This is a genomic window from Bacillus sp. AFS088145 (assembly GCF_002564465.1).
Lineage (GTDB): Bacteria > Bacillota > Bacilli > Bacillales > Bacillaceae_G > Gottfriedia.
In genome coordinates, this window is record NZ_NUUX01000013.1 from 538,173 (window position 1) to 550,487 (window position 12,315).

General features: G+C 31.4%; 13 protein-coding genes and 1 riboswitch. Of the genes, 9 read left to right on the top strand and 4 right to left on the bottom strand.

Going from position 1 to position 12,315, the window contains the following annotated elements; genetic code table 11:
- Positions 1–51 precede the first annotated feature (51 nt).
- Positions 52–153: riboswitch (purine riboswitch) on the top strand.
- A 267-nt stretch (positions 154–420) separates the two neighbouring features.
- The 6 genes from COI44_RS10775 to COI44_RS10800 all read left to right on the top strand — a co-directional run bounded on the left by COI44_RS10775 (position 421) and on the right by COI44_RS10800 (position 5,890).
- Complete coding sequence (locus COI44_RS10775) at positions 421–1,653, top strand: HD domain-containing protein (RefSeq protein WP_098427921.1); 1,233 nt, start codon at positions 421–423, stop codon at positions 1,651–1,653.
- Between the two features lie 14 nt (positions 1,654–1,667).
- Positions 1,668–2,924, top strand: a complete 1,257-nt coding sequence (locus COI44_RS10780; RefSeq protein ID WP_098427922.1) for a cytochrome P450 — start codon at positions 1,668–1,670, stop codon at positions 2,922–2,924.
- A gap of 73 nt (positions 2,925–2,997) precedes the next feature.
- A complete protein-coding gene (locus tag COI44_RS10785; RefSeq protein WP_098427923.1) occupies positions 2,998–3,627 on the top strand; it encodes a dienelactone hydrolase family protein in 630 nt (209 codons plus the stop codon).
- Entirely contained in the window at positions 3,624–4,820 is a 1,197-nt protein-coding gene (locus tag COI44_RS10790) for an MFS transporter (RefSeq protein WP_098427924.1), read from the top strand. The genes COI44_RS10785 and COI44_RS10790 overlap by 4 nt, the downstream gene beginning before the upstream one ends.
- Complete coding sequence (locus COI44_RS10795) at positions 4,786–5,220, top strand: hypothetical protein (protein ID WP_142329249.1); 435 nt, start codon at positions 4,786–4,788, stop codon at positions 5,218–5,220. Before COI44_RS10790 ends, COI44_RS10795 begins: the two co-directional genes overlap by 35 nt.
- Positions 5,221–5,425: 205 nt before the next feature.
- Entirely contained in the window at positions 5,426–5,890 is a 465-nt protein-coding gene (locus COI44_RS10800) for a hypothetical protein (protein WP_098427926.1), read from the top strand.
- Between the two features lie 306 nt (positions 5,891–6,196).
- Here the strand turns inward: COI44_RS10800 and modA are convergent, their stop codons facing one another.
- Entirely contained in the window at positions 6,197–7,009 is an 813-nt protein-coding gene (modA, locus tag COI44_RS10805) for a molybdate ABC transporter substrate-binding protein (RefSeq protein ID WP_098427927.1), read from the bottom strand.
- Positions 7,010–7,165: 156 nt separating this feature from the next.
- Here modA and COI44_RS10810 point away from each other — a divergent pair, with 156 nt between their 5' ends.
- Entirely contained in the window at positions 7,166–8,101 is a 936-nt protein-coding gene (locus COI44_RS10810; RefSeq protein WP_098427928.1) for a substrate-binding domain-containing protein, read from the top strand.
- A 114-nt stretch (positions 8,102–8,215) separates the two neighbouring features.
- On the opposite strand, the gene COI44_RS10815 is transcribed toward COI44_RS10810, so the two are convergent.
- Positions 8,216–8,521, bottom strand: coding sequence for a LysR family transcriptional regulator (locus COI44_RS10815; protein ID WP_098427929.1), 306 nt, complete (start codon positions 8,519–8,521; stop codon positions 8,216–8,218).
- A 594-nt stretch (positions 8,522–9,115) separates the two neighbouring features.
- Here COI44_RS10815 and COI44_RS24125 point away from each other — a divergent pair.
- Complete coding sequence (locus COI44_RS24125; protein WP_179887080.1) at positions 9,116–9,265, top strand: hypothetical protein; 150 nt, start codon at positions 9,116–9,118, stop codon at positions 9,263–9,265.
- Positions 9,262–10,080 carry an SPFH domain-containing protein gene (locus tag COI44_RS10820; protein WP_098427930.1) on the top strand — a complete coding sequence of 273 codons (819 nt, stop codon included), beginning with the start codon at positions 9,262–9,264 and terminating at the stop codon, positions 10,078–10,080. The genes COI44_RS24125 and COI44_RS10820 overlap by 4 nt, the downstream gene beginning before the upstream one ends.
- A gap of 485 nt (positions 10,081–10,565) precedes the next feature.
- Here the strand turns inward: COI44_RS10820 and COI44_RS10825 are convergent, their stop codons facing one another.
- Both COI44_RS10825 and COI44_RS10830 read right to left on the bottom strand, forming a co-directional pair.
- Positions 10,566–12,038, bottom strand: a complete 1,473-nt coding sequence (locus COI44_RS10825) for a sodium:solute symporter family protein (RefSeq protein ID WP_098427931.1) — start codon at positions 12,036–12,038, stop codon at positions 10,566–10,568.
- 1 nt (position 12,039) lies between these two features.
- The gene (locus tag COI44_RS10830; RefSeq protein WP_098427932.1) at positions 12,040–12,234 is read right to left on the bottom strand and encodes a DUF3311 domain-containing protein; all 195 of its coding nucleotides are present in this window, start codon (positions 12,232–12,234) and stop codon (positions 12,040–12,042) included.
- Between the last annotated feature and the right edge of the window lie 81 nt (positions 12,235–12,315).

The window sequence follows — 12,315 nt, forward strand, 5'->3', positions numbered from 1 at the left end:
ATATATTAATTGATAATCCTGCAGGTTATTATTACCAACTTTACCATTAATTACCAAAATTGTATTATAGCTCGTATATCCCCAGAAATATGGTCTGGGAGTCTCTACCTAATTCCCGTTAAGAATTAGACTACGAGGTAATTTTTACTTTATTATTAAAAAAAGCTGAATTTAATAAAGGATAACTATGTCATTTTGAATAGATACTTTTAAATACTCTATTAATCTTAGACTATTTAAAAATACACTTTCTTTACCTATTTGAAGGACTTTATATACCTTTAAAATTTCAACTTTTTTGCGAACCAAGATAAAGTAGGACTTATCTCTTAAGTGGAGAATACGTCCTACTTTATCTTGGTTTTTTTATGTCACTTAAATGTTTTCGTAAATTAATGTTTATAGAAGGGGTTTATTGATATGTATAAGGCCATGTATCATACTTTTGACCACCTAAGATTAACTAACAAGCAAACGCAAGAAGCTAATGTTGCGTTCTTACATGACTTTAATGCAGTTTTAGAATCCCCCCATTTAAAAAAATTAGCAAAAAAAACACAGTTAATTCCCAACTCAGAGCAATGCCATAATCGTTTGTCCCATACTATTGACGTATGCCATGTTTCAGGCTTAATCGTGGAACATCTTAACAATTATTTTCAAGAGAATAACATTGCACCCATAAATAAAGATTTAGTAAAGGCTATTAGTCTAGCTCATGATATTGGTCACCCACCATTTGGACATACCGGTGAACGAGCGCTAGATGAAATGATGAAAAAAATGGGTGGATTTGAATCGAATGCACAGAGCGTTAAAATTTTAGTTAATAGTTCGGATGATTTTAAATACAGAACCCTTATAGCCTTAATGAAATACAAAACCAAAATTCCTTTAATTAGAGAAGAATATAACGGTTTAATCAAAGGCTATTACGGGTATATGACAGACTATTTAGAACCTTTATTTTTGACATATCAAGAAAATGTCATTGAGCAATCAATCGTAGACAGAGCAGATACGTTATCTTATGCCCTATCAGATCTAAAAGATTTAATACTATTTTATGGAGAAAATAGATTTGCTCAATTACTTAATAGATATTTTACCGAAGGCGTGATGCTAGAGGAGTCAATGCTTTTTTTCCCTGAAATTAGTAGATCGGAATTACTTTATTTCATTCCAAAGATTATGGAAGACATTAAAAATAATATACTTGGGGAAATCTTTCAAAATTACGGTAAGTTCAAATCGGAACCACTACAATCTATTATCCATGATTTTATAGATACAATAGTGATCAAGATAAACTATGCACAACCAATGTATAGTAAATTGAATCTTCCAATAGAAAATGAATTAAAACTTTTTCTATTAAATCAAATTACAAAGAAATGTTTCTTAGAAAGAAAAGTTAATAGAGAAATAGATAAAAAGATTACTCATAATATACAGCTCACCTACGATTATCTTTTTAACTTAAATAGTGAGGATTCTTTGTTGAAATTAGATAAGGAAATCTTACAGCAATTGAACAATATCTCTAATGTTATTGAGCGTTCACGTTTTGTATGTGACGTAATATGTCATTTAAGTGATATTGAGATTGGAAATTTTGTAAGAAAATCCAATAAAAAAATAATTGTAGTATAACAGGAGGAAATAACATGAGTATAAATGTAAAACAATCTGTCGAGCAGTTTAGTTTAAATAGTAAAGAGTATTATGAAAACAGATACGAACTATATGAAAGATTACGAAATGATGCACCTGTTTTTTGGCATGAAGAAATGCAATCTTGGTTTATAACTAGGTATGAGGATGTGTCCAAGAATTTACTAGGAGATAAATTTATTTCAAGTAATGTAATTCCGAACAAAATGAGTAATCTCGCTGAAGGAGAAGATCAACATTTTAAAGATATAATCGATATCATTAAGACTTGGATGGTCTATAACGATCGACCAGTTCATTCACAATTAAAAGGTTATATGAACAGAGCCTTTTTAGTAAATGAAATCGATCTTATTGCTCCTGAAATTCAGAAAATTGTTTCTACAATCGTTGATAAAGTACTTGAAAAAAACATAAGTTCATTTGACTTTGTAAAAGAGATCGCACACCCTATTCCTGCGATGGTACTTTGTAAAATGTTAGGAATTCCTGGTGAAGAAGTTGATAGATTCATTAAGTGGTCTGATGATATCGCATTATTTATGCAAGATTTCGTTGTATCTCATGTTCCTAGTAAAGAAATTAGTGAACAAGTTAGAGGAAGTGTAAGAGAAATTTGGACATACCTTTCAGATGCAATTGCGGAAAGACGAAAAGAAAAGAAAAATGATTTATTAAGTAGGTTAATCTCTGAGACTCCTGGTGAAGATGGTGAACTTACTGATGATCAATTAATTGCTCAAACAATGCACTTAATTTTCGGTGGACATAAAATTCCTCAATTTGTGTTAAGTAATACATTACATCTTCTATTTAAGAATCAAGATATTCTAGAAATGCTTAAAAAAGATATGTCCCTTCTTCCAAAAGTATTAGATGAAACAATGAGACTAGAGGGGCCAATCCAATATATTGTTAGACATGCTTCAAATGATATCGAATTACACGGACAGCAAATCAAGAAAAATGATTCTGTTTATTTCTTCTTAGCTTCTGCTGGCCGAGACGAGCGAGTATTTGCAAATCCTGACAAAATGGATATAAGTAGAACAGGTTTCCGTCATGTAGCTTTTGGTGGAGGTTATCATACTTGTATAGCAGCTGCTTTTGCTCGTGTAGAGATCATGGAAATTCTTAAGGAAGTAATAACTCGTTTTCCAACAATCGATTCATTATATGATTTAGAAAATCCAAAGTGGACTGCAAACCCTACTTTCACTGGAATGATCCAGATGCAAGTAAAAATCTAGTATTACTAGGGTATTTGATAGGAATAGAACAAAATTCTATTCCTATTTTTTCTAATTTAGAGGTGATTAAAAATTGAATAATTGCGAGTTTCATAATACCACCATCTTAGTAGTTCACGAAATTTATGGTATTAACAAACATATAAAAGATATTTGCGACAGTTTAAATACGATAGGATTTACAGTTGTATGTCCAAATTTATTAGGTAATAATGAGAACTATTGCTATCAAGATGAAAACAAAGCTTATAAGCATTTTGTTCATGAGATTGGGTTTGAGTTAGCCACTAATAAAATTATTACTCTTGCAAAAGAACTTCGAACTAAGTGTGCTAATTTGTATATTTTGGGTTTTAGTGTAGGTGCAACGATTGCATGGCTATGCAGTAAATATGACGGGTTATTTGATGGCGTAATTGGATTTTATGGTTCGAGGATTAGGGACTATTTAGAGGTTAGTGCAAAATGTGAGACCTTACTAATTTTCCCAACGAAAGAAAATTCATTTGCCCCCGAAATTGTCATTAATGAATTGAAAACAAAAGATAGGATTCAAATCATTAAAATAGAAGGAAGTCATGGTTTTACCGATCAATCAACTTCTAATTATGATCAGTATGCTACTGAATATTGTTTTCAAAAAATGCGTGATTTTATTATGAAACAAAATAAAAATTTATCCGAAACAGGAGGAATCAAATGACCGATCAAAGATGGATGTCTTTACAGTTTTTTGGGTTTTTCTTCACTTTCGGAATCTTCGTGCCTTATTGGTCTGCTTGGCTAACAACAAGTAAAGGTTTTACAGCTGATGAAGCTGGACTAATCATTGCTTTAGGTTTAATAACAAGGTCAATAACAACCTTTTTTATTTTTCCATTTATAAGTAGATACCTCAATTTAGCAAGATTAAATCAAGTAGTTTCATTAACTTCTGTTACGCTATTAATCATATTAATCCCGTTTAATAGTTTAATTGCAGTGGCTTTTATTACAGTTTTACTAAGCCTTGTTTATCCAATGCCTTTAGCTATGTATGAAGCTATGGCATCTATCCTTATTAGGGAAAGCAAAATAGAGTATGGAAAGAGTAGGTCATATGGTTCGATTGGCTATATTATTTCTCTATTATTAACTGGAATACTCATATCTTTAAAAAGTGAAAATGTAGTAATTTACTTTTTGATAATTGGGTGTGTTCTACTTTCTTTATTAACATCCATTAACGCTCCTTTACCTTTAAAAGCAAAAATAACATCAAAGAAAGTTCCATTGTTTAAGTTGTTTAAATCAAAAGCATTTTTAATGGTATTAGCGATTTGCATCACCCTTCAAGCTGCACATGCAGCATATTATAGTTATGCTGTTCTTTTTTTGAAAAATATTGGGGTAAAAACAAGTTTTACAGGATTCATCTTAATCATTGCAGTAATTTCAGAAATTGCTTTCTTCTATATATCAGACTCTCTATTTAAAAGACGATCTGTTCCAGTTTTATTACTGTTTAGTGTAAGTGCTTCAATATTAAGATGGGTATTGATCTTTTCTTTTAACAGCATTTCAGTTTTTGTATTGTCGCAATTTTTACATTCGATTACTTTTGGGCTTACTCAATATGCCTTTGTGAAATACTTAGATGAAAACATTGAAAATAAGTACTTCCCCTTTGCTCATGGAATTTATGCAGCTCTAGGTTTAAGTTTAGGTAGCGGTATTTTAACATTAGTAAGTGGTTACCTCTACTCTATATCTCCATCTTTTGCTTTTTTAGGTATGGCATTAGTCTGTATCCCCTGTTTAGGATTGTGTTACTTTTTGAAATTAACATTAGGGGATCAAAATAACTTAACAGGAGAGATAAGTGAAAATGTTACTAGTAAAAGAAAAAGTGTATAGTACTAACAAGTCTGTAAAATCTGATGAAACTATTCATACTGAAGTATTTCAAATGAATGAAGAAAAAGTGATTAAGTTGAAATTTTTGAGTTCAAATTCTCCTAGAAATCAAGGTGTCGGATTTATTTCAGAAAATGGAATATCAATCAACGATGCCCCAAAACAAAAAACAGTCATTATATGGAGAAGTGAAATTCAACAATCAGAACTGATCTTAAAATGCTCTAGTGGCTTTTTAAATATTTTTAATGTTTGGGAAGAAGAACGAATGGTGGGATTCCATGATTTTCAGTCTGGTATGAGAATCAAAAAGGAGAATGATGTCATGTTCTACAGTTGTAATGATGCTTTTGCGAATGGTGATTTTACCTCTCTAGTATTCTCTCTTCAAATATTATAAAGCTAAATAGATTAAAAAATTCCATTGTCTATCCGATTAAAACTAACAAAAAAGCAGAGTTGAATTTCTCAACTCTGCTTTTCACTAAAAATCTTTTCCGTAATCCAAATCATCTTTCCCTGTCTATTTTTGGAAAGAATAGGAAAAACTAAATTAAGATTCGATATAGTAAACTTTTGTTCAATCTAGAAAGTAGGTATTAAACATGACTGAAGATTTTTTTGCTAATTATGAAAAATTTGTTGTTCCACCTTTATATCAATATACAGGTGAGAAACGAAAATTTAATCCTAAAGACTATGCATCTTACTACATCTTAACAGTCTCATTATATGACTCTCTTTTATCAAATTGGAACGATGCGGCTAAATATAAAATAGACGTCCGAAACTGTATAGATCACGTATTAAATGATTTTAATGAAAAAAAAGGTGGTAAATATCATCTTCAATTACTTGAATTTGAAAGTGATAAATCCTATTTTGTCATTGCCTTATCTATAAAAAATAAAATTGAAAAAGAAAAAATCAATGGAATTATTTCAAAGTATATTGAACAACTTGTATCAAACTCTTTTTATATTGGACAGAGCTGGTACTGGCTAATTGGTCAAAAAGGGAAAAGAGACCGAAAACTCTTCAATATATCAATAAAGGAATACATGCACTAGCCTATATTATTCCGTATTATATTTTTCTTTTATTTAAAAAAAAGATTTGATTGATATACATTTATCTAACCAATTCCCATTCTATCGATTAAAATTAGTATCCTCCTCTCTTAAATTTCCCCTTCTAAACAAGCTTTAACAAAGCTATCTAATCGTTCTTTATATAGAACTTACGAATTTTTGTATTTTAAAGATGTTCTAATCAACTGTATCGAATACTTCATAAGCTTCTTCAATATTTCCACTAAAAAAAAAGAACCAATCAACTAATCGGCTCATTTCTAAAACTTATGTCAGCTAATGTAATTAATTTAGCCCCTTAAACCCATACTTCTCTAATATCTTCATAGACTCATCATTTTGAAGATATTCATAGAATTTTTTAGCTTCTTTAGGTTGCTTGCTATTCTTTATTACACCTAACGGATAAATAATTGGATCATGTGTATTTTCAGCTGCTGTTACTACAATTTTAACTTTTGTCGATGTCAGCGCATCTGTTTTATATACAATCCCTGCGTCCACATTATTTGTTTCTACATAAGAAAGTACTTGTCTAACATCCTTACCATAAACTACTTTGCCTTCAATTGCTTTCCATACATTTAAATTTTCCAATGTTTCTTTACCATATTGTCCTGCTGGTACCGCTTCTGGGGTACCCATTGAAATTTTATCTGCTTTCGTAAGATCTTCAAAAGAATTAATTTCTTTTTTTGTATCTTTTGGTACAACTAATACCAGTTCATTCCCAACTACATCTTTACCTTGGCTCTTATCAATTAAACCATCTTGTATTAAATTATTAAATTTGTCCTCTGCAGCCGAGAAGAAAAGATCCACCGGTGCTCCTTGAGAAATTTGTTGTTGTAATGCTCCCGATGCTCCAAAGTTAAAGTTTATTTTCACATTAGGATTTGCTTTTTCAAAGTTTGCTTTAATATCATTTAGTGCATCCTGTAAACTAGCTGCTGCTGAGATCGTCAACTCCACATTCTTTTGAACTGCTTCTTGTTTCTTGCCTGCAGACTTAGTAGCTTGTTCATTTGTTGAACAACCAGATATTGCTAGTCCTAATATCATCGTTATCGATAAAAATAAAGAATAAAGTTTTTTCATTATTCATCTGCCTTCCTTTTTAAAATATAACTAGTTATATCTAATTATATTTAGTTATAACTAAACAAGAAATAGAATTTTAAAATTTTCACTAAATTTACTAGGAATATGCTTTTTAAAAGGCATTGAGTTAAAATAGAAAATGGAGGGATGTAAATGTCGTTGGAACTTTCCTATACAATCGAAGAAGTGTCACAGTTTTTAAAAGTATCGAAATTAACCATTTATGACCTGGTCAAAAAAGGTGAATTACCTGTATTCCGTGTAGGAAGACAGATGAGAATAGCAGCAAATGACTTGGACAATTACATAAAAAACAATAAAACAAATCAAAACACCACATTGCCTGCCTCTGTTTTTGAACCTCGCAGAAGCGATCCAAAAGAATCAAATCATGTTGTTATTAGTGGCCAAGATTTAGTTTTAGATATACTCGGTAAACAGATTGAGAAAAACTCAACCTATAAATCTTTAAGATCTTTTACTGGAAGCTTAAACAGCCTTATTTCTATGTATAATGGAGAATGTGACATCGTTAGCCTCCACCTTTTTGACGGAGATACTGGAGAGTATAATCTGCCCTATCTAAAAAAAATTTTAGTGGGACACCCATTTATTTTATTCAATCTGCTATCTAGGAAAGCAGGTTTATACGTTAAAAAGGCTAATCCTTTAAATCTTACCTCTTGGAAAGATTTAGAGCGCGAAGATATAAAGATTGTAAATAGAGAGAAAGGTTCGGGTGCGCGAATACTTCTCGATGAACAGCTCAGGATCAACGAAATTTCTTCTAAAAAGATTAATGGATATGAACATGAAGAGAGCAATCATTTAAGCGTGGCCTCCGCTGTTTCTACTGGGGTAGCAGATGTTGGAGTTGGAATTGAAAAAGCTGCTAAAATTGTAGGAATTGATTTTATTCCACTCATAACAGAACAATATGACCTTGTTATATTAAAAACCCCTGCAAATGAACGACTGATCAGAATTATCACAGAAATTTTATCTTCAAATCAGTTTCAATCAGAGGTTGATTCTTTAGGAGATTATGATACCTCCAGAACAGGGAAAATTATATATGAGACAAATTAAAAGAAGGCTACTGAATTTGTAGCCTTCTTTTTTGCCGTTTATTTGAAAAGTAAGAGTTATTCTAAAAAGACCAAATCAAGTATGATTCGGTCCTATATTTAAAACTATAAAGAGTTAAAACATACTTACATCATACATTGTATTAACAGAAGATTTTTTATGTAAGGATTTAATTTCCTCTTCAATTTCACGACAATTCCTTACGATTTCCTTTATATATGAAATAATTTGTAAACATTCAAATGAAGGCACCACTTTAGACTCGTCGTCACACTCAATTAGCGTTATACCGAATTCAACTTCTAAACTAATGATTGATTCTTTCATATCAGCTTCATTAATAAAAAATTTCTGTCCTGCAATCGTAAAGGAACCACTCTCTAAAACCCCACAAAGATGACTTAATTGTTCAATATTCATATAACTTCCTCCATACTCTAAGATGTTCCTTTTCCTGATCTAGTTTAATTATATTAAGTGTTGATGTGATTTTAATTTTGAAAAAAAGTATCAATATTGTTTTTTCTGATTAAATAATGATTTTTCACTGAATTATTCGTTTGTAACTGCGTATGTAATCTCCTTCCTAAAAACCAACTGACCAAATTCAAATGATTCCAACTCAATAAAAGAAAAATTCTACAATTAAAATTGATTTCCCTTTGATTTAAACTTGGGTTATTTTTGCCTTGATTTTATTGAATTTCCCAGTTTGATACCGCTAATTTAAGAAGAAATCTATGTTAAATAGGCCAATATTCTATTACTCAAATAGAAAAACCACCTATAATTGGTGGTTTTCTTAGGGATTCTCTATTCTTGCAATCTTTTTAACTATAAATATCCATTTGGGGGAATTGGGTTAAAAGCTATTATTTTTTCCAATGAAGCTGGATAACGCACTATATTTCTAAGCAAAATTTAATTATTAATACAGCTTAAATCAAACTATAATTGCATATAAGAAATGGTAGAAAGATCGTCAATCTAATTTGCACATTCGGGGGAATAACAATGGTTTTCTTTTATCAATTCGGAATTTTAGTTGTTATTATTGGAATCGTTCTCTTCTTACTGTTTTATAAGGTCTTTATAAAAATAGGTAGATTATTTAATAATCATATTAAAAACATTAAAAAAGAAATCGGGAGAGATGAAGAGTGAACGGTGGATTAAGAAGTCTGATTGCAGGCGGAGTTATTATAATTGGAGGTATTATTTACACAATTGGTGGTATGTCGCATATTAGTGTTGGTAGTATCGGTATTGAAAAACATATGAGTGGAGAAATTACTGAAGTCCCCCAAGGTTTTCATTGGACCGGTTGGGGAGTTTCAGTACAAGAATATCCAACATATACACAATCATTAGTTTTATCAAGTGACAAACACGAAGGTGGTAATTCTAATCAAGAATGGTCTGTAGGTACTGGAGATCAGCAAGAACTACCTGTTAATACAAACTTAACATGGAAAATTTCAACTAAAAACGTAGCTAATCTTTATCAATCCGTAGGTGGAAAAGATATTAGTTACATCAAAAATAACATCGTCAAACCTACAATGAAAAATGTTGTGAACAAAATTACTCACAAATATAGCTGGAACGACATTAAAGGTTCAAAACAAGCTGATATTACTGAAGAAATCAATCTTGCACTAGATAAGGAACTCGCAAAACAAGGTATTGAAGTTGGAACTTTTGGATTTATACACGTAGGATCTCCTGCAGGTATGGCACAGACACAAGCACAATTGGCAACTTCTGAATTGAATGTAAAGAAGGCATTAGCTGACCAAGAAAAAGCAAAAATTGAAAACCAAACAAAAATCCTAAATGCGGAAGCAGATGCTAAAGCAAATAAAATTTTATCAGACTCACTTACTCCAGAATTATTAAAGAAAATGGAAATGGATGCAAGACAAAAATGGGGTTGGGTTACTGTTCAAGGTGGGACACCTCTAGTTCAAGCGAAATAAACAAAGAACAAACTAAAAGCTTTCTCCAAAGTGGTCACATTAATTTATAATTTTATTTCTCCCAAAACTTTTTAAAAATAGAATAAAAAAGAAACAATCCTCTCCGCAAATTAAAACTCTTACTATATTTATAGGAAGAGTTTTTATTAATTTTAAGATTCAATAAGAACTAATCTATAAGTTTCTAAAATTTGACATAAAAATGATGAATGAAAACTATACAAGTATGATATTCTCTAGGTGTAATAAAAACAATTGGGAACGGAGCTAAATATTGTAAGTTGTAATATTTAATTCGATTGCTAGACTTAATGTAAAACCTATAAATAGCTAGTCCTATAATTATTCCAATTGTATTTAGCAAGTTCCAGTTACTTTAAAAGTTTTGAAGATTTCTAATATATAAACCTCTTAGATCTTTAAGAATGCCTACACAAAAAATAGGGGCAAAGCAATCAACCCCTTTGTTACAGAGTAATTCTTATTTATGCTACAATTTCATTTTTGCTTTGAACCGCTATGTTTTTAGTAAATAAGCTAACAACGACTAAAAATACAAGATTTACAACTAAGCCAATAACACCTATATTCAAATCTTTAATATATTGAGGAAGTGCTGGGAATAATGATCCAATTGTTGTATTACTTATAGTGACATAAGTAACTGTTGCAACTCCAGTAAAAATACCAGCGAATGCACCTTGTTTCGTTACAAAGTTCTTTTTCATTAAACTAAAGACAAGTGTTGGGAACAATTGAGTGACTAGACTGTATCCCATTAATAGCAGAGTTACTAATGTAGTTCCACCATTAAATGTAAAATAAACTGCGAATAAAGCAACCACAGGCACAAGGTATTTAGCTAAAACTGCAACCTGCTTTTCTGTAGCAGATGGTACAAACACTTTATAAATATTTTTTGATATTAAAGTAGCAGATGCCATTAGAATCATCGAGCCTGGCACGATTGCAGTCAATACCCCTGCTCCACCAATGATTCCAACAAACCATGGGTTAAAAGATTGTTTACTTAATTTTAATAAGGACAGATCGGCATCTGGACCTTGTAGTCCAGGAACTTGAAGAATTGCTGCAAATCCAACGAAAAACACAAATAACAACACAAGTTGATATAAAGGCATGATAATCGCATTTTTACGAAATACGTTTTCACTTTTGGCTGAATAAATTGAGCCAAAAGTGTGCGGCCACATATAAAATCCTAAGGCTGTTAGAAGAACCGTAGAATTAAACCAAGATACACTTAATCCCTCTTTTGGGAGACTTAAAAAACCTGGTTTAGCTTTATCAACTGCTTCAAACATCGCTTGGAATCCACCATAATAATGAATAGGTAGATAGATTCCTAGAAATAGAACAACACCAAGAATCATAATGTCCTTTAACGCTGCAGTCCATGCAGATCCATGGATACCAGATATCATTACATAAATAGTCACTGAAATAGCACCGATCCAAATCGCAAAAGTTGGTGAAATCATTCCATAAGAAGCCTCTGAAACGATGCTTCCTAATCCTTTTAATTGTAGAACTAAGTAGGGAATTACAGCAGATACACCAACAATTGAAACTAAAACGCCAAGTGCTTTACTTTTGTATTTACTTGCGAAAAAGTCCGGTTGAGACATTAAATTATTTTCTTTAGCATATTTCCATATTTTTGGAAGCAACCAATAAGACATAATATAAGCAAGTGCACCATAAGCAGTGATGTAGTAGGTAGGACCTCCTTTTCCATAAGCCCAGCCACTTCCACCTAGGAAAGTAAAGGTTGTATAGATTTCACCAGCCATTAAGAGAAAGACGAAAATCGTACCAAATCCTCTTCCTCCGACACTCCATTGCTCAAGATTCATGTCTTTTCCTTTCCTAGCTTGTACCCCTAGAAAAATCGATACTGCAAGAAAAAGAAAAATGATAATTAATGCACTATTCATCTTATCTGTCCCCCTTATTCGCAGTATCTAATTTAAAGATAATCCACATAACTGGTGTTGATAAAACAGTCCAAAGTACAACCCAAAAAAGGAGAAAAGGCATTCCTAATACAAATGGCTCAACGTGGTTTGCCCAAGATGAAAAGCCCAGAATAGCAATAAATGGAATAAGTGCTAATAAATGATAGATTTTCAAAAATTGTTCCCCACTTTCAATTTAAATTTTATATTAGTTTGAATATTTAGAAAATAAATATTTAGATTAAGTAGATCCTTG